Here is a 17,933-nt window from a genome sequence, read left to right on the forward strand (position 1 = left end):
TCGCCCCCGCGCCGGCGCCCGGTGGCGGCTATATCCAGTCGTCCTCGGGCGCCGACTCCGCGTCCATCTCGGGCCAGTGGTCCGCGCCGGGATCCGCGTCACCGGCCTGGTCCGGTGTCTTCGCGGCCGCACCGCCGTCGGCCAGCCCGGCGAGTACCTCGATCACACCCTCCCCGTAGGTAACGAGCTTCTTCTCACCGACCCCGCCGACGCTTCCGAGCTGCGCCACGGACGTGGGCCACACCGTGACGATCTCCCTGAGTGTGGCGTCGTGGAAGATGACGTACGCCGGAACTCCCTGTTCACGGGCCTGCTCGGCGCGCCAGGCCCGTAGTGCCTCGAACGCCGGCACCAGCGCCTCGGGCAGCTCGGCCACCACGGCCTTGGCCTTGCCCCGACCGGAAGAGGACGAGGAGCCCGACTTGGCGCTCACCGGCTTCTTCGGTTCCTTGCGCAGCGGCACCTCCCGCTCCCGCCGCAGCACCGCGCCGCTCGCCTCGGTCAGCACCAGCGTGCCGTAGTCCCCCTCGACCGCGAGCAGCCCCTGGGCCAGCAACTGCCGTACGACGCCTCGCCATTCGCCCTCGGAGAGATCCTCGCCGATGCCGAACACCGACAGCTGGTCGTGGTCGAACTGGATGACCTTGGCGGTGCGCTTGCCGAGCAGGATGTCGACGATCTGCACCGCCCCGAACTTCTGCCCGCGCTCCCGCTGCAGCCGCACCACCGTCGAGAGCACCTTCTGGGCCGCGACCGTGCCGTCCCAGGTCTCCGGCGGTGTGAGGCAGGTGTCGCAGTTGCCGCAGCCCGTCGGCTCCGGTTCCTGGCCGAAGTAGTTCAGGAGCTGTCCGCGCCTGCACTGGGCGGTCTCGCACAGCGCGAGCATCGAGTCCAGGTGGGCGGCGGCCCGGCGCCGGAACGCCTCGTCGCCCTCGCTCGACTGGATCATCTTGCGCTGCTGTATGACGTCGTTGAGGCCGTAGGCCATCCAGGCCGTGGACGCCAGGCCGTCACGCCCCGCGCGGCCCGTCTCCTGGTAGTAGCCCTCGACCGACTTGGGCAGGTCGAGGTGGGCCACGAAGCGGACGTCCGGCTTGTCGATGCCCATGCCGAAGGCGATGGTCGCCACCACCACCAGGCCGTCCTCGCGCAGGAAGCGGGACTGGTGGGCGGCACGGGTGCCCGCGTCCAGGCCCGCGTGGTACGGGACCGCCTCGATGCCGTTGCGGGAGAGGAACTCGGCCGTGGCCTCCACCGACTTGCGGGAGAGGCAGTACACGATGCCCGCGTCGCCCGCGTGCTCCTCGCGCAGGAAGGCCAGCAGCTGCTTCTTGGGGTCGGCCTTCGGCACGATCCGGTACTGGATGTTGGGCCGGTCGAAGCTCGCCTCGAAGTGCCGGGCCGTCGGCATGTTCAGCCGCTGGGTGAGCTCGTTGTGCGTGGCACGCGTGGCCGTCGCGGTGAGCGCGATCCGCGGGACGTCGGGCCAGCGCTCGCCGAGCACCGACAGCGTCAGATAGTCGGGACGGAAGTCGTGGCCCCACTGCGAGACGCAGTGCGCCTCGTCGATGGCGAAGACCGCGATCTTGCCGCGGGAGAGCAGGTCCTGGGTGGCGTCCAGCCGCAGCCGCTCCGGTGCGAGGTAGAGCAGGTCCAGCTCTCCGGCCAGGAACTCGGCCTCCACCACGCGGCGCTCGTCGAAGTCCTGCGTGGAGTTCATGAACCCGGCGCGCACGCCGAGCGCCCTGAGCGCGTTCACCTGGTCCTGCATCAGCGCGATGAGCGGTGAGACGACGATGCCCGTGCCGGGTCTGACCAGGGACGGAATCTGGTAGCACAGCGACTTGCCGCCGCCGGTCGGCATGAGCACGACGGCGTCGCCGCCGGCCACCACGTGCTCGATGATCTCTTCCTGCTCGCCGCGGAAGGCGTCGTATCCGAAGACCCGGTGCAGCGTGGCCAGTGCCTCGCTGTCGCTCGCGCCCGGTGTCCCGGTGATCCCTGGCATCTCGCTGATACCGCCCATCCCGCCCATAGTCCCGTCCCCCGTACGTCGTCCCTCGACCACTGCCTCCACGATAGGTGCCGGGACCGACAGCGTCGGAGTTATCCACAGGCCGGGACCGTGACGTTCCGTGGCCATTCGATCGGCCGCTGTCATACGAGGCCCGCCCCCGGGCCACGGACCGGCGCCCCCGTACGCAACGGGCCCCGGCTCCCTCGCGGGGAACCGGGGCCCGCCGCATGAACGCGGTTCAGGCAGGGCGGATCAGCGCACGAACACTCCCGCCTGGTTCGCCAGGTCCAGGAAGTACTGCGGTGCCACACCGAGCACCAGCGTGACCGCCACGCCGACCCCGATCGCCGTCATCGTCAGCGGTGACGGCACGGCGACCGTCGGCCCCTCCGGGCGCGGCTCGCTGAAGAACATCAGCACGATCACCCGGATGTAGAAGAACGCGGCGATGGCCGAAGAGATCACACCGACCACGACGAGCGGCGCCGCGCCGCCTTCCGCCGCCGCCTTGAACACGGCGAACTTCCCGGCGAAGCCGGAGGTCAGCGGGATACCGGCGAAGGCCAGCAGGAACACCGCGAAGACGGCGGCCACCAGCGGCGAACGACGGCCCAGGCCCGCCCACTTGGACAGGTGCGTCGCCTCACCGCCGGCGTCGCGCACGAGCGTCACCACGGCGAACGCGCCGATCGTCACGAACGAGTACGCCGCCAGGTAGAAGAGGACGGACGACACCCCGTCCGGCGTGGTCGCGATGACACCCGCGAGGATGAACCCCGCGTGCGCGATCGACGAGTACGCCAGCAGCCGCTTGATGTCGGTCTGCGTGATCGCGACGATCGCACCGCCGAGCATGGTGACGATCGCGACCGCCCACATGACCGGCCGCCAGTCCCAGCGCAGGCCCGGCAGGACGACGTACAGCAGGCGCAGCAGCGCGCCGAAGGCGGCCACCTTGGTCGCCGCCGCCATGAAGCCGGTGACCGGGGTCGGCGCGCCCTGGTAGACGTCCGGCGTCCACATGTGGAACGGGACGGCGCCGACCTTGAACAGCAGGCCCATGACGATCATCGCGGCGCCGATCAGCAGCAGCGCGTCGTTGCCCATGGTGTCCACGAGCGCCGGGTCCACGGTGGTGATCGTGCCGTCGACGACCTTGGCGATGGTGCCGTACGACACCGAGCCCGCGTAGCCGTACAGCAGCGCGATGCCGAACAGGGTGAACGCGGAGGCGAACGAGCCCAGCAGGAAGTACTTGACCGCGGCCTCCTGCGACATGAGCCGCTTGCGGCGGGCCAGCGCGCACAGCAGGTACAGCGGCAGCGAGAAGACCTCCAGGGCCACGAACAGCGTCAGCAGGTCGTTGGCCGCCGGGAAGATCAGCATGCCGGCGACCGCGAAGAGCAGCAGCGGGAACACCTCGGTGGTGGTGAACCCGGCCTTCACGGCGGCCTTCTCGCTGTCACTGCCCGGCACGGACGCGGCCTGCGCGGCGAACGAGTCGACGCGGTTGCCGTGTGTCTCGGGGTCGAGCCGGCGCTCGGCGAAGGTGAACAGGCCGACCAGTCCCGCCAGCAGGATCGTGCCCTGGAGGAACAGGGCCGGTCCGTCGACGGCGATCGCGCCCATCGCCGCGATGCCCGCCTTGGTGGTGGCGTACCCGTCGCTCGCGAGCGCGACGACCGCCGCGAAGGCGGCGCACAGCGCCACGACGGACACGAACAGCTGGGCGTAGTAACGGGACTTGCGCGGGACGAACGCCTCGACCAGCACTCCGATGATCGCCGCGCCCACGACGATCAGGGTGGGCGACAACTGTCCGTATTCGATCTTCGGCGCGTCGATCTTGGAGATCGGGTCGGCCGCGGTTGTCCACAGGCTGTGGACGGCTACTGCGCTCACTTGGCCGCCTCCACCTCGGGCTTGGGGTCCTTCTCATGTACGTCGGACATGGTCGACTTCACCGCCGGGTTCACGATGTCCGTGACGGGCTTCGGGTAGACGCCCAGGAAGATCAACAGGACGACCAGCGGGGCGACGACCAGGAGCTCACGCGCGCGCAGGTCGGGCATCGCGGAAACCTCGGGCTTCACCGGTCCCGTCATCGTCCGCTGGTAGAGGACGAGGGTGTAGAGCGCGGCGAGCACGATGCCGAAGGTCGCGATGATGCCGATCACCGGGTAGCGCGCGAACGTGCCGACCAGGACCAGGAACTCACTCACGAAGGGCGCGAGTCCCGGCAGGGACAGGGTCGCCAGACCGCCGATCAGGAACGTGCCGGCGAGCACCGGGGCGACCTTCTGGACTCCGCCGTAGTCGGCGATGAGCCGCGAGCCGCGCCGCGAGATCAGGAAGCCGGCCACCAGCATCAGCGCGGCCGTCGAGATCCCGTGGTTGACCATGTAGAGCGTCGCGCCGGACTGACCCTGGCTGGTCATCGCGAAGATGCCCATGATGATGAAGCCGAAGTGCGAGATCGACGCGTAGGCCACCAGTCGCTTGATGTCCCGCTGGCCGACCGCGAGCAGCGCCCCGTAGATGATGCTGATCACCGCCAGGACCAGGATCGCGGGCGTCGCCCACTTGCTGGCCTCCGGGAAGAGCTGGAGGCAGAAGCGGAGCATCGCGAAGGTGCCCACCTTGTCGACGACCGCCGTGATGAGCACGGCGACCGGGGCGGTGGCCTCCCCCATCGCGTTGGGCAGCCAGGTGTGCAGCGGCCACAGGGGCGCCTTCACCGCGAAGGCGAAGAAGAACCCGAGGAACAGCCAGCGTTCGGTGTTGGTCGCCATGTCGAGCGAGCCGTTGGCGCGCGCTTCGGCGATCTCCTGGAGGCTGAAGTTCCCGGCGACCACGTAGAGGCCGATCACCGCGGCCAGCATGATCAGACCGCCGACCAGGTTGTAGAGGAGGAACTTCACGGCGGCGTACGAGCGTTGGGCCGCCGCCTTCTCGTCGGAGCCCGCGTGGGCACGGTCCCCGAAGCCGCCGATGAGGAAGTACATCGGGATGAGCATGGCTTCGAAGAAGATGTAGAAGAGGAAGACGTCGGTGGCCTCGAAGGAGATGATCACCATCGCCTCGACGGCCAGGATCAGGGCGAAGAAGCCCTGTGTCGGCCGCCACCGCCTGCTTCCGGTCTCCAGCGGGTCGGCGTCGTGCCAGCCCGCCAGGATGATGAACGGGATCAGCAGCGCGGTCAGCGCGAGAAGCGCCACTCCGATGCCGTCCACGCCCAGTTCGTACCGCACCCCGAAGTCAGCGATCCAGGCGTGCGATTCGGTGAGCTGGTAGCGGGCGCCGTCCGGGTCGAAGCGGACCAGGACGGTGATCGCGAGGGCGAGTGTGGCGAGTGAGACGAGCAGCGCCAGCCATTTGGCGGCGGTGCGTCGCGCGGCCGGCACGGCGGCCGTGGCGATCGCCCCGATCGCCGGGAGCGCCGCCGTCGCTGTCAGCAGAGGAAAGGACATCGGTATCAGACCGCCCTCATCAGCAGGGTCGCGGCGACGAGGATCGCCGCGCCGCCGAACATCGAGACCGCGTACGACCGCGCGTAGCCGTTCTGCAGCTTGCGCATCCGCCCGGAGAGGCCGCCGACCGAGGCCGCCGTGCCGTTGACCACGCCGTCGACCAGGGTGTGGTCGACGTAGACCAGGGAGCGGGTGAGGTGCTCTCCGCCGCGGACCAGGACGACGTGGTTGAAGTCGTCCTGGAGCAGGTCGCGCCGGGCGGCCCGGGTGAGCAGCGACCCGCGCGGGGCGACGACCGGGACCGGGCGGCGGCCGTACTGGGCGTAGGCGATCGCCACGCCGATCACCAGGACCACCATCGTGGCGAGGGTGACCGTGAGGGCGCTGACCGGGGAGTCGCCGTGAGAGTGCCCGGTGACCGGCTCCAGCCAGTGCAGGAAGCGGTCGCCGATGCTGAAGAACCCACCGGCGAAGACCGATCCGAACGCCAGCACGATCATCGGGATCGTCATGGACTTCGGGGACTCGTGCGGGTGCGGCTCGTGGCCCTCGGCGTCCGGCTGCCAGCGCTTCTCGCCGAAGAACGTCATCAGCATCACGCGCGTCATGTAGAAGGCGGTGATGGCCGCGCCCAGCAGGGCCGCGCCGCCCAGGATCCAGCCCTCGGTGCCGCCCTTGGCGAAGGCCGCCTCGATGATCTTGTCCTTGGAGAAGAAGCCGGACAGGCCCGGGAAGCCGATGATGGCGAGGTAGCCGAGGCCGAAGGTGACGAAGGTGACCGGCATGTACTTGCGCAGGCCGCCGTACTTCCTCATGTCGACCTCGTCGTTCATGCCGTGCATGACCGAACCGGCGCCGAGGAAGAGCCCGGCCTTGAAGAAGCCGTGCGTCACCAGGTGCATGATCGCGAAGACGTAGCCGATGGGGCCGAGGCCCGCGGCGAGGACCATGTAGCCGATCTGCGACATGGTCGATCCGGCCAGTGCCTTCTTGATGTCGTCCTTCGCGCAACCGACGATCGCACCGAACAGGAGCGTGACGGCACCGACGACGGTGACGACGAGCTGGGCGTCCGGAGCGAGGTTGAAGATGTTGGCGGAGCGGACGATCAGGTAGACACCCGCGGTCACCATGGTCGCCGCGTGGATGAGGGCCGAGACCGGGGTTGGGCCCTCCATCGCGTCCCCGAGCCAGGACTGCAGCGGCACCTGGGCGGACTTGCCGCAGGCGGCCAGCAGCAGCATCAGGGCGATGCCGGTGAGCGTGGCCTCGGAGGCGCCCTCGACGAGTCCGGGCTTCTCGTGGCTGCCGAGGACCGGGCCGAAGGCGAAGGTGCCGAACGTCGTGAACATCAGCATGATCGCGATCGACAGGCCCATGTCGCCGACGCGGTTGACCAGGAAGGCCTTCTTCGCCGCGGTGGCCGCGCTGGGCTTGTGCTGCCAGAAGCCGATCAGCAGGTAGGAGGCGAGACCGACGCCCTCCCAGCCGACGTACAGCAGAAGGTAGTTGTCGGCGAGGACGAGCAGCAGCATCGCCGCGAGGAACAGGTTCAGATAGCCGAAGAAGCGGCGGCGGCGCTCGTCGTGTTCCATGTACCCGATCGAGTACAGGTGGATCAGCGAGCCGACACCCGTGATCAGCAGCACGAACGTCATCGACAGCTGGTCGAGGCGGAAGGTGACGTCCGCCTGGAAGCCCTCGACCGGGATCCAGGTCCACAAATGCTGGATGAGCGTGCGGTCTTCGGCGCTCTTGCCGAGCAGGTCGGCGAAGAGGATGGCACCGAACACGAAGGAGGCGGCGGCGAGGATCGTGCCGATCCAGTGGCCGACGGCGTCCAGCCGCCGGCCGCCGGTCAGCAGGACCGCCGCTCCGAGCAGGGGCGCCGCGATGAGCAGCGCGATCAGGTTCTCCACGATTCAGCGACCCCTTACAGCTTCATCAGGCTGGCGTCGTCGACCGAGGCCGAGTGGCGGGAGCGGAACAGCGACACGATGATCGCGAGCCCGACCACGACCTCCGCGGCGGCGACGACCATCGTGAAGAAGGCGATGATCTGGCCGTCGAGATTGCCGTGCATCCGGGAGAAGGCGACGAACGCGAGGTTGCAGGCGTTGAGCATGAGCTCGATGCACATGAACACGACGATGGCGTTGCGCCTGATCAGCACGCCGGTGGCGCCGATCGTGAACAACAGGGCGGCGAGGTAGAGGTAGTTGACCGGGTTCACTTCGACGCCTCCCTCTTGAAGGTGGCCGGTTCGATCTCGGTCCGCTCCAGGCGCTCCTCCGCGCGCTGCTCCAACGCCTTGAGGTCGTTGAGAGCTTCGGCGGACACGTCACGGATCTGACCGCGCTGGCGCAGTGTCTTGCTGACCGTGAGCTCGGAGGGGGTGCCGTCGGGCAGCAGGCCCGCGATGTCCACCGCGTTGTGCCGGGCGTAGACGCCGGGCGCGGGCAGCGGCGGGAGGTGCTTGCCGTCGCGGACGCGCTTCTCGGCCATCTCACGCTGGGTCAGGGCGCGCTCGGTGCGCTCGCGGTGGGTGAGCACCATGGCGCCGACGGCGGCCGTGATCAGCAGGGCGCCGGTGATTTCGAAGGCGAAGACGTACTTGGTGAAGATGAGGGTGGCGAGGCCCTCCACATTGCCGCCGGAGTTGGCCTGGGTGAGGCCGTTGAACTGATTGAGGGAGGCGTTGCCGATGCCCGCGAACAGCAGGATGCCGAAGCCGAGCCCGCACAGCAGGGCCAGCCAGCGCTGCCCCTTGATGGTCTCCTTCAGGGAGTCCGCCGCGGTCACGCCGACGAGCATCACCACGAACAGGAACAGCATCATGATCGCGCCGGTGTAGACGACGATCTGCACGACGCCGAGGAAGTAGGCGCCGTTGGCGAGGTAGAACACCGCCAGGATGATCATGGTGCCGGCGAGACAGAGCGCGCTGTGCACGGCCTTCCTCATGAAGACGGTGCACAGGGCGCCGATCACGGCGACGGTGCCGAGGACCCAGAACTGGAAGGCCTCGCCGGTGGAGGTGCCGGCGGACAGAGTGGTGGCGAGCTGAAGGGGTGCGGTCATCGCCCGATCACCTTCTCCGACGCCGGTTCGTCCTCACCGAAGGTGGAGTCGGACTCCTGGACCACCTCGCCCTTGGAGACGGCGACCTGGGGGACGGTGCCGGGCGCGGCCTCGGTCACCAGGCCCCGGTAGTAGTCCTGCTCGTCCGTGCCGGGATAGATGGCGTGCGGCGAGTCGACCATGCCGTCCTCGAGGCCGGGCGAGCAGCTGCTCCTTGGTGAAGATGAGGTTGGCGCGGCTGCTGTCGGCCAGCTCGAACTCGTTGGTCATCGTGAGCGCGCGCGTGGGGCACGCCTCGATGCACAGGCCGCACAGGATGCAGCGGGCGTAGTTGATCTGGTAGACGCGGCCGTACCGCTCGCCCGGCGAGTAGCGCTCCTCGTCGGTGTTGTCGGCGCCCTCCACATAGATGGCGTCGGCGGGGCAGGCCCAGGCGCACAGCTCGCAGCCGACGCACTTCTCCAGGCCGTCCGGATGGCGGTTGAGCTGGTGCCGTCCGTGGAACCGCGGAGCGGTGGTCTTCTGCTGCTCCGGGTACTGCTCGGTCAGCCGCTTCTTGAACATGGCCTTGAAGGTCACGCCGAAGCCGGCGACTGGGTTCATGAAGCCGGGCTTCATCGGCCCGGCCTCCTTGGGTTCCTCAGCCATCGGACGCCTCCTTTCCATCCAGAGATCCGTCACTCTGAGTATCGGGCCCGCCACTGACAATCAGCTCCCGCTCCTGGCGCGAGGGGCGCCGCGGTACCGGCGGCAACTCCTGTCCGGGCAGCGGCGGGACGGGGAATCCGCCGGCCATCGGGTCGAATCCGGCCGGCTGTTCGGCGGGCTGCGCTGCCGCCTTCGACTTCTCGCGGAACATGTCGGCGACGAAGGAGAGCAGCAGCAGGACCAGGACCCCGCCACCGACGTAGAGGGCGATGTCGGCGAAGTCGTAGTTCTCGTTGCGCAGGGTCCGCACGGTCGCGACGAGCATCAGCCACACCACGGAGACCGGGATGAGGACCTTCCAGCCGAGCTTCATCAGCTGGTCGTAGCGGACCCGCGGGAGCGTGCCGCGCAGCCAGATGAAGAAGAACAGCAGCAGCTGCACCTTGATCACGAACCAGAGGAGCGGCCACCAGCCGTGGTTGGCGCCCTCCCAGAAGGTGCTGATGGGCCAGGGAGCCCGCCAGCCGCCGAGGAAGAGCGTGGTCGTCACGGCCGAGACCGTCACCATGTTCACGTACTCGGCGAGCATGAACAGCGCGAACTTGATCGACGAGTACTCGGTGTTGAAGCCGCCGACCAGGTCGCCCTCGGACTCCGGCATGTCGAAGGGGGCGCGGTTGGTCTCGCCGACCATCGTGATGACGTAGATGATGAAGGAGACCGGCAGCAGGACGATGTACCAGCGGTCCTGCTGGGCCTCGACGATCGCCGAGGTGGACATCGACCCGGAGTAGAGGAACACCGAGGCGAAAGCGGCACCCATGGCGATCTCGTACGAGATCATCTGCGCGCAGGAGCGCAGACCGCCGAGCAGCGGATACGTCGACCCGGAGCTCCAGCCCGCCAGGACGATGCCGTAGATGCCGACCGAGGCGACCGCGAGGATGTAGAGCATCGCGATCGGCAGGTCGGTGAGCTGCATCGCCGTGCGGTGCCCGAAGATCGAGACCTCGTTGCCGGACGGGCCGAAGGGGATCACCGCGATCGCCATGAAGGCCGGGATGGCCGCGACGATCGGCGCGAGGATGTAGACGACCTTGTCCGCGCGCTTGACGATGACGTCTTCCTTGAGCATCAGCTTGATGCCGTCGGCGAGCGACTGGAGCATGCCCCAGGGGCCGTGCCGGTTGGGGCCGATGCGCAGCTGCATCCAGGCGACGACCTTGCGCTCCCACACGATGGAGAACAGCACGGTCACCATCAGGAAGGCGAAGCAGAAGACGGCCTTGATGACGACGAGCCACCAGGGGTCGGTGCCGAACATCGAGAGGTCTTCCGCAGCGAGGTACGGGCTCATGCCTCCACCTCCTTGGGGGCTTCGGCGGCGAGCGTGGCCGGGCCGATGCGGACGAGGGAACCGGGCAGCACCCCGGCGTCGGAGGCGACGCCGCCGCCGGTGGAGTTCAGCGGGAGCCAGACCACGCGGTCGGGCATCTCAGTGATCTGCAACGGCAGCTCGACGACTCCGGTCTTGCCGGTCACGGCGAGGAGGTCGCCTTCCTTGACGCCCACCTCGGCGGCCGTCGCGGCCGACACACGCGCGCGTGCCGCGTGCCGGGTCCCGGCGAGCGCCTCGTCGCCCTGCTGGAGGAGACCCTGGTCGAGCAGCAGCCGATGCCCGGCCAGTACGGCCTCTCCGGCGGCGGGCCGCGGCAACTGCGCCCCGGTCTCCAGGGGGTCGGTGCCACGCGGCCCGTCCCAGGGACCGAGCCGGTCGATCTCCGCGCGCGTGGTGCGCAGATCGGGCAGGCCCAGGTGCACGTCCATGGCGTCGGCCACCATCTGCAGGACCCGTGCGTCGGTGGGCGCCAGGTTGCGGGTCATCTGGTCGGGCTTGAGCGCGGCCTCGAAGAAGCGCACCCTGCCTTCCCAGTTGAGGAAGGTGCCGGCCTTCTCGGCGACCGCGGCCACCGGCAGGACGACGTCCGCGAGCTCGGTGACCTCACCGGGCCGCAGTTCCAGCGACACCACGAACCCGACCTCCTGGAGCGCCTCACGCGCGCGTGCCGGATCGGGCAGGTCGGCGATCTCGACGCCCGAGACAAGCAGGGCCTGGAGCTCGCCGGATGCGGCGGCCTCGACGATCTGACCGGTGTCCCGCCCGTAGCGGTGCGGGAGATCGGCCACGCCCCAGACCGCGGCGACCTCCTCACGTGCGCGCGGGTCGGTGGCCGGACGGCCGCCCGGCAGGAGCGAGGGCAGCGCGCCCGCCTCGAGGGCGCCGCGCTCTCCGGCCCGCCGCGGAATCCACACCAGCTGCGCGCCGGTCGCGGAGGCGGCCCGTACGGCGGCGGTCAGTCCGCCCTTCGCCGCGACGAGCCGTTCACCGACGACGATCACCGCGCCCGCCGTGCGCAGCGCCTCGGCTGCCCTGCTGCCGTCGCCCTCCAGCCCGACTTCGCCGGCCAGCGCGTCCAGCCACTCGGTCTCGGTGCCGGGAGCGGCGGGCAGCAGCGTGCCGCCGGCCTTCTCCAGGCCGCGGGTGGCGTGGGTGGCGAGCGAGAAGACCTTCTGTCCGTGCTTGCGCCAGGCCTTGCGCAGCCTCAGGAAGACGCCGGGCGCCTCCTCCTCGGCCTCGAACCCGACAAGGAGGACCGCCGGTGCCTTCTCCAGAGCGGAGTACGTGACGCCCGTACCGTCGAGGTCACGGCCGCGGCCCGCGATCCGCGCGGCCAGGAAGTCGGCCTCCTCGCTGCTGTGCACACGCGCGCGGAAGTCGATGTCGTTGGTGTCGAGCGCCACGCGCGCGAACTTGCTGTACGCGTAGGCGTCCTCGATGGTGAGGCGGCCGCCGGTGAGGACTCCCGCCCGGCCGCGCGAGGCGAGCAGTCCCTGGGCGGCGATCTGGAGGGCTTCCGGCCAGGAGGCCGGCACCAGCTCACCCTCGGGGTTGCGGACCAGCGGGTGCTCCAGCCGGTCCCGCTGCTGCGCGTACCGGAAGGCGAAGCGCCCCTTGTCGCAGATCCACTCCTCGTTGACCTCGGGGTCGTTGGCCGCGAGCTTGCGCATGACCTTGCCGCGCCGGTGGTCCGTGCGGGTGGCACAGCCGCCGGAGCAGTGCTCGCACACGCTCGGGGAGGACACCAGGTCGAAGGGGCGGGAGCGGAACCGGTACGCCGCCGATGTCAGCGCGCCGACCGGGCAGATCTGGATGGTGTTGCCGGAGAAGTACGACTCGAAGGGGTCGCCCTCACCGGTGCCGACCTGCTGGAGCGCGCCCCGCTCGACCAGTTCGATCATGGGGTCGCCCGCGATCTGGTTGGAGAAGCGGGTGCAGCGGGCGCACAGCACGCACCGCTCGCGGTCGAGCAGCACCTGTGTGGAGATCGGGACGGGCTTCTCGTACGTCCGCTTCTTGCCCTCGAACCGGGACTCTGCCTGGCCGTGGGACATCGCCTGGTTCTGCAGGGGGCACTCGCCGCCCTTGTCGCAGACCGGGCAGTCCAGCGGGTGGTTGATGAGGAGGAGCTCCATCACACCGTGCTGGGCCTTCTCGGCCACCGGCGAGGTGAGGTGCGTCTTCACCACCATCCCGTCGGTGCAGGTGATGGTGCAGGAGGCCATCGGCTTGCGCTGGCCCTCGACCTCGACGATGCACTGGCGGCAGGCGCCGGCCGGGTCGAGGAGGGGGTGGTCGCAGAACCGGGGGATCTCGATGCCGAGTTCTTCGGCGGCCCGGATGACCAGGGTGCCCTTGGGCACGCTGATCTCGGCGCCGTCGATCGTCAGCGTGACGAGATCCTCCGGCGGGACCGCCGCCTCTCCCCCGCCTGCGGGAGCGTTGGTGGTCACAGTCATGCGTTCACCTCCGTGCGGTCGGCCCAGGCCGTCGACTTGGCCGGGTCGAAGGGGCAGCCGCGGCCCGTGATGTGCTGCTCGTACTCCTCGCGGAAGTACTTGAGCGAGGAGAAGATCGGCGAGGCGGCGCCGTCACCGAGGGCGCAGAACGACTTGCCGTTGATGTTGTCGGCGATGTCGTTCAGCTTGTCGAGGTCGGACATGACGCCCTTGCCGGCCTCGATGTCGCGCAGCAACTGCACGAGCCAGTACGTCCCTTCTCGGCACGGGGTGCACTTGCCGCAGGACTCGTGGGCGTAGAACTCGGTCCAGCGGGTGACGGCGCGCACGACACAGGTCGTCTCGTCGAAGCACTGCAGGGCCTTGGTGCCGAGCATCGAACCGGCGGCGCCGACACCCTCGTAGTCGAGGGGGACGTCGAGGTGCTCGTCGGTGAACATCGGCGTCGAGGAACCGCCGGGCGTCCAGAACTTCAGCCGGTGCCCCGGCCGCATCCCGCCGCTCATCTCAAGCAGCTGGCGGAGAGTGATGCCGAGCGGGGCCTCGAACTGGCCGGGACTGGCGACGTGGCCGCTGAGCGAGTAGAGCGTGAAGCCCGGGGACTTCTCGCTGCCCATCGACCGGAACCATTCCTTGCCCCGGGTCAGAATCGCGGGAACCGACGCGATCGACTCCACGTTGTTCACCACAGTCCGGGCATGCATACAGGCCCGCGACCGCAGGGAAAGGGGGACGGAGCCGCGGTTGACCCCGGCGGCCTTCGAGCGAGTCGAGAAGTGCGGTCTCCTCACCGCAGATGTACGCGCCCGCGCCCGCGTGCACGGTGAGTTCGAGATCGAGGCCGCTGCCCAGGATGTTCTGTCCGAGGTAGCCGGCCGCGTAGGCCTCGCTCACGGCCGCGTGCAGCCGCCGCAGTACTGGGACGACCTCACCACGCAGATAGATGAAGGCATGCGACGACCTGATGGCATAACACGCGATGACAATGCCCTCGATGAGGCTGTGTGGGTTCGCGAAGAGGAGCGGGATGTCCTTGCACGTCCCGGGCTCCGACTCGTCGGCGTTGACAACTAGATAGTGCGGCTTTCCATCTCCCTGCGGAATGAACTGCCATTTCATTCCGGTCGGGAATCCCGCACCACCGCGGCCGCGCAGACCGGAGTCCTTGACGTACGCGATCAGGTCGTCCGGCGACATGGCGAGCGCCTTGCGGAGCCCCTCGTACCCCTCGTGCCTCTTGTAGACGTCCAGCGACCAGGACTTGTCCTCGTCCCAGAAGGCCGACAGCACGGGTGCCAGCAGCTTCTCGGGACTGGTGTCCTTCAGTTCGGGTGCCAAGGTCATCACTCCCCCTCCTCGGCGGCGGGCCCGGCCGGGTGGGCCGGGTCGGAGGCCGACGTGTCCTGTGGCGCGTCGTGTGAGCTCAGGTGCTCCGTCGGTGACGGCTCGTGGACGGCCTTGTCGTGCGGCTCGTCGTGCGGTCCGCCGTCGCGCGGATGGACCACGCGCGCGGGTGCGGTCTCTCCCCTGGCCAGGCGGAGGCCCACCAGCGACGCGGGTCCCGCTCCGCCGCTCGCCTCGACGGCCCCCGGCCGCTCGTCGGGGAAGCCGGCGAGGATCCGCGCGGTCTCCTTGAAGGTGCACAGCGGCGCCCCGCGCGTGGGCTCCACCGGACGGCCCGCGCGCAGGTCGTCGACCATGGCCTTCGCGCTCGCCGGGGTCTGGTTGTCGAAGAACTCCCAGTTGACCATCACGACCGGCGCGAAGTCGCAGGCCGCGTTGCACTCGATGTGCTCCAGAGTGACCTTGCCGTCGTCGGTGGTCTCGCCGTTGCCGACGCCCAGGTGCTCCTGGAGCTCCGCGAAGATCGCGTCGCCGCCCATCACCGCGCAGAGGGTGTTGGTGCAGACACCCACCTGGTAGTCACCCGAGGGCTTGCGCCGGTACATGGTGTAGAAGGTGGCCACCGCGGTCACCTCGGCCGTGGTCAGCTCCAGCACGTCCGCGCAGAACCGCATCCCGGTGCGCGTGACGTGTCCCTCCTCCGACTGCACGAGGTGCAGCAACGGCAGGAGCGCCGAGCGGGAGTCCGGGTAGCGGGCGATGATCTCGCGCGCGTCCCTCTCGAGCCTCTCTCGAACGTCGTCCGGGTACGCGGGCGCGGGCAGTTCGGGCATGCCCAGGCTGACGCCCCGCTCGGAAGAACTGGTGGTCACCGGTCGACGCCTCCCATCACGGGGTCGATGGACGCGACAGCGACGATGACGTCGGCGACCTGGCCGCCCTCGCACATCGCCGCCATGGCCTGAAGGTTGGTGAAGGACGGGTCGCGGAAGTGGACCCGGAAGGGGCGGGTGCCGCCGTCGGACACGGCGTGCACTCCGAGTTCGCCCTTGGGCGACTCGACGGCCGCGTACGCCTGTCCCGGCGGGACGCGGAAGCCCTCGGTGACCAGCTTGAAGTGGTGGATCAGGGCCTCCATGGAGGTGCCCATGATCTTCTTGATGTGGTCGAGGGAGTTGCCGAGCCCGTCGGGACCCAGGGCGAGCTGGGCGGGCCAGGCGATCTTCTTGTCGGCGACCATGACCGGGCCGGGCTGCAGCCGGTCCAGGCACTGCTCGACGATCCTGAGCGACTGGCGCATCTCCTCGAGCCGGATGAGGAAGCGGCCGTAGGAGTCGCAGGTGTCGGCGGTCGGGATGTCGAACTCGTATGTGTCGTAGCCGCAGTACGGCTGTGACTTGCGCAGGTCGTGCGGCAGGCCGGTGGAGCGCAGGATCGGGCCGGTGGCACCGAGGGCCATGCAGCCCGCCAGGTCGAGGTAGCCGACGTCCTGCATACGGGCCTTGAAGATGGGGTTCCCGGTGGCGAGCTTGTCGTACTCCGGGAGGTTCTTCTTCATCTTCTTCACGAACTCGCGGATGTGGTCCACCGCGCCGGGCGGCAGGTCCTGCGCGAGTCCGCCGGGGCGGATGTACGCGTGGTTCATCCGCAGGCCCGTGATGAGCTCGTAGATGTCGAGAATCATTTCACGATCACGGAATCCGTAGATCATGATCGTGGTGGCGCCGAGTTCCATGCCGCCGGTGGCGATGCACACCAGGTGCGAGGAGAGCCGGTTCAGCTCCATCAGGAGCACCCGGATGATCTCGGCCCGCTCGGTGATCTGGTCCTCGATGCCGAGGAGCTTCTCGACGGCGAGACAGTAGGCAGTCTCGTTGAAGAAGGACGTCAGGTAGTCCATGCGCGTCACGAACGTGGTGCCCTGCGTCCACGTGCGGAACTCGAGGTTCTTCTCGATGCCGGTGTGGAGGTAGCCGATGCCGCAGCGGGCCTCGGTGACCGTCTCGCCGTCGATCTCCAGGATCAGGCGGAGCACTCCGTGGGTGGAGGGGTGCTGGGGGCCCATGTTGACGACGATGCGCTCGTCGTCGGCGCGGGCCGCGGACTGGACGACCTCGTCCCAGTCGCCACCGGTGACCGTGTACACGGTGCCTTCGGTGGTCTCACGCGGAGTTGCGTGCTGCGTGCTCATGAGTACGACCTCCGCTGGTCCGGAGCCGGGATCTGGGCGCCCTTGTACTCGACGGGGATGCCGCCGAGGGGGTAGTCCTTGCGCTGCGGGTGGCCCTGCCAGTCGTCCGGCATCATGATCCGCGTCAGAGCCGGGTGACCGTCGAAGACGATCCCGAAGAAGTCGTAGGTCTCGCGCTCGTGCCAGTCGTTGGTCGGATACACGGAGACCAGCGACGGGATGTGCGGGTCGGCGTCCGGCGCGCTGACCTCCAGGCGGATCAGCCGGTTGTGGGTGATCGAGCGCAGGTGGTAGACGGCGTGCAGCTCGCGGCCCTTGTCGTGGAGGTAGTGGACGCCACTGACTCCGGTGCAGAGCTCGAAGCGCAGGGCCGGGTCGTCGCGCAGGGTGCGGGCGACGCGGAGCAGGTGCTCGCGCTCGATGTGGAAGGTGATCTCGTCGCGGTCGACGACCGTCTTCTCGATCGCGTTGCCGGGGAGCAGTCCCTGCTCCTCCAGGGCGCCTTCCAACTCGTCGGCGACCTCGTCGAACCATCCGCCGTAGGGGCGGGCCGCCGGTCCCGGGAGGCGGACCGAGCGGACCAGGCCGCCGTAGCCGGAGGTGTCGCCGCCGTTGTTGGCGCCGAACATGCCGCGCTGGACGCGGATCTCCTCACCGCCGTCGCCGCGCTGGCCGGGGAGGTTGGAGGCGGCGAGATCCTTCTCGGGGTTCACCCCGTTCGACGCCCCGCCCGCGCCGTTGCTCGTGCCGTTCGCGTCGCTCACCGCAGCAGCCCCTTCATCTCGATCGTGGGCAGGGCCTTGAGCGCCGCCTCCTCCGCCTCGCGGGCGGCCTCCTCGGCGTTCACGCCGAGCTTGGAGGACTGGATCTTCTGGTGGAGCTTGAGGATCGCGTCCATCAGCATCTCGGGCCGTGGCGGGCAGCCGGGCAGATAGATGTCGACCGGGACGATGTGGTCGACGCCCTGCACGATCGCGTAGTTGTTGAACATGCCGCCCGAGGAGGCGCAGACCCCCATGGAGATGACCCACTTGGGGTTCGGCATCTGGTCGTAGACCTGCCTGAGCACCGGCGCCATCTTCTGGCTGACCCGGCCTGCGACGATCATGAGGTCCGCCTGGCGGGGTGAGCCGCGGAAGACCTCCATCCCGAAGCGGGCCAGGTCGTAGCGTCCGGCGCCCGTGGTCATCATCTCGATGGCACAGCAGGCCAGGCCGAAGGTGGCCGGGAAGACGGACGACTTACGCACCCAGCCCGCGGCCTGCTCGACGGTGGTCAGCAGGAAGCCGCTCGGCAGCTTTTCTTCGAGTCCCATGAGTTAAAG

12 protein-coding genes and 2 pseudogenes are annotated in these 17,933 nt (G+C 69.0%); all 14 read right to left on the reverse strand.

Translation table 11 applies throughout. The annotated features are described in order from the left end of the window. Window positions 1–28: 28 nt before the first annotated feature. The 14 genes and pseudogenes from recQ to M2157_RS20620 all read right to left on the reverse strand — a co-directional run bounded on the left by recQ (window position 29) and on the right by M2157_RS20620 (window position 17,924). Complete coding sequence (gene recQ / locus M2157_RS20555; protein WP_280868253.1) at window positions 29–2,035, reverse strand: DNA helicase RecQ; 2,007 nt, start codon at window positions 2,033–2,035, stop codon at window positions 29–31. A 234-nt stretch (window positions 2,036–2,269) separates the two neighbouring features. Next, window positions 2,270–3,919 carry an NADH-quinone oxidoreductase subunit NuoN gene (nuoN, locus tag M2157_RS20560; RefSeq protein ID WP_266515105.1) on the reverse strand — a complete coding sequence of 550 codons (1,650 nt, stop codon included), beginning with the start codon at window positions 3,917–3,919 and terminating at the stop codon, window positions 2,270–2,272. Further along, window positions 3,916–5,487 (reverse strand): NADH-quinone oxidoreductase subunit M, encoded by a 1,572-nt coding sequence (locus M2157_RS20565; RefSeq protein ID WP_280863172.1) that lies wholly within the window; start codon window positions 5,485–5,487, stop codon window positions 3,916–3,918. Before M2157_RS20565 ends, nuoN begins: the two co-directional genes overlap by 4 nt. A 5-nt stretch (window positions 5,488–5,492) precedes the next feature. Beyond that, window positions 5,493–7,406 carry an NADH-quinone oxidoreductase subunit L gene (gene nuoL, locus M2157_RS20570; RefSeq protein ID WP_280865906.1) on the reverse strand — a complete coding sequence of 638 codons (1,914 nt, stop codon included), beginning with the start codon at window positions 7,404–7,406 and terminating at the stop codon, window positions 5,493–5,495. Between the two features lie 14 nt (window positions 7,407–7,420). After that, entirely contained in the window at window positions 7,421–7,720 is a 300-nt protein-coding gene (gene nuoK, locus M2157_RS20575) for an NADH-quinone oxidoreductase subunit NuoK (RefSeq protein ID WP_003974374.1), read from the reverse strand. After that, complete coding sequence (locus tag M2157_RS20580; protein WP_280863174.1) at window positions 7,717–8,568, reverse strand: NADH-quinone oxidoreductase subunit J; 852 nt, start codon at window positions 8,566–8,568, stop codon at window positions 7,717–7,719. Before M2157_RS20580 ends, nuoK begins: the two co-directional genes overlap by 4 nt. Continuing rightward, window positions 8,565–9,216 (reverse strand): annotated as a pseudogene (gene nuoI, locus M2157_RS20585) (NADH-quinone oxidoreductase subunit NuoI). Before nuoI ends, M2157_RS20580 begins: the two are co-directional and overlap by 4 nt. Further along, window positions 9,209–10,573 carry an NADH-quinone oxidoreductase subunit NuoH gene (nuoH, locus tag M2157_RS20590; protein ID WP_266515120.1) on the reverse strand — a complete coding sequence of 455 codons (1,365 nt, stop codon included), beginning with the start codon at window positions 10,571–10,573 and terminating at the stop codon, window positions 9,209–9,211. Before nuoH ends, nuoI begins: the two are co-directional and overlap by 8 nt. Next, window positions 10,570–13,074, reverse strand: coding sequence for an NADH-quinone oxidoreductase subunit G (locus M2157_RS20595; RefSeq protein WP_280865907.1), 2,505 nt, complete (start codon window positions 13,072–13,074; stop codon window positions 10,570–10,572). Before M2157_RS20595 ends, nuoH begins: the two co-directional genes overlap by 4 nt. Beyond that, window positions 13,071–14,421: pseudogene (nuoF, locus tag M2157_RS20600) on the reverse strand (NADH-quinone oxidoreductase subunit NuoF). The gene M2157_RS20595 and the pseudogene nuoF overlap by 4 nt, the downstream one beginning before the upstream one ends. Beyond that, the gene (gene nuoE, locus M2157_RS20605; protein ID WP_280865908.1) at window positions 14,418–15,290 is read right to left on the reverse strand and encodes an NADH-quinone oxidoreductase subunit NuoE; all 873 of its coding nucleotides are present in this window, start codon (window positions 15,288–15,290) and stop codon (window positions 14,418–14,420) included. The pseudogene nuoF and the gene nuoE overlap by 4 nt, the downstream one beginning before the upstream one ends. After that, window positions 15,287–16,609 carry an NADH-quinone oxidoreductase subunit D gene (locus tag M2157_RS20610; RefSeq protein WP_280863178.1) on the reverse strand — a complete coding sequence of 441 codons (1,323 nt, stop codon included), beginning with the start codon at window positions 16,607–16,609 and terminating at the stop codon, window positions 15,287–15,289. The genes nuoE and M2157_RS20610 overlap by 4 nt, the downstream gene beginning before the upstream one ends. Further along, window positions 16,606–17,373: an NADH-quinone oxidoreductase subunit C gene (locus M2157_RS20615; RefSeq protein WP_059204991.1), complete on the reverse strand. Its 768-nt coding sequence runs from the start codon at window positions 17,371–17,373 to the stop codon at window positions 16,606–16,608. Before M2157_RS20615 ends, M2157_RS20610 begins: the two co-directional genes overlap by 4 nt. After that, a complete protein-coding gene (locus M2157_RS20620) occupies window positions 17,370–17,924 on the reverse strand; it encodes an NADH-quinone oxidoreductase subunit B (protein ID WP_018528252.1) in 555 nt (184 codons plus the stop codon). The genes M2157_RS20615 and M2157_RS20620 overlap by 4 nt, the downstream gene beginning before the upstream one ends. Between the last annotated feature and the right edge of the window lie 9 nt (window positions 17,925–17,933).

The sequence above is a fragment of the Streptomyces sp. SAI-127 genome (assembly GCF_029894425.1).
Classification (GTDB): Bacteria; Actinomycetota; Actinomycetes; order Streptomycetales; family Streptomycetaceae; genus Streptomyces.

Excerpts from the sequence above, each read along its gene's own strand:
- nuoH (WP_266515120.1), bottom strand. The coding sequence starts at position 10,573 with ATGAGCCCGTACCTCGCTGCGGAAGACCTCTCGATGTTCGGCACCGAC.
- M2157_RS20580 (WP_280863174.1), bottom strand. The coding sequence starts at position 8,568 with ATGACCGCACCCCTTCAGCTCGCCACCACTCTGTCCGCCGGCACCTCC.
- recQ (WP_280868253.1), bottom strand. The coding sequence starts at position 2,035 with ATGGGCGGGATGGGCGGTATCAGCGAGATGCCAGGGATCACCGGGACA.
- M2157_RS20620 (WP_018528252.1), bottom strand. The coding sequence starts at position 17,924 with ATGGGACTCGAAGAAAAGCTGCCGAGCGGCTTCCTGCTGACCACCGTC.
- M2157_RS20595 (WP_280865907.1), bottom strand. The coding sequence starts at position 13,074 with ATGACTGTGACCACCAACGCTCCCGCAGGCGGGGGAGAGGCGGCGGTC.
- M2157_RS20610 (WP_280863178.1), bottom strand. The coding sequence starts at position 16,609 with ATGAGCACGCAGCACGCAACTCCGCGTGAGACCACCGAAGGCACCGTG.
- M2157_RS20565 (WP_280863172.1), bottom strand. The coding sequence starts at position 5,487 with ATGTCCTTTCCTCTGCTGACAGCGACGGCGGCGCTCCCGGCGATCGGG.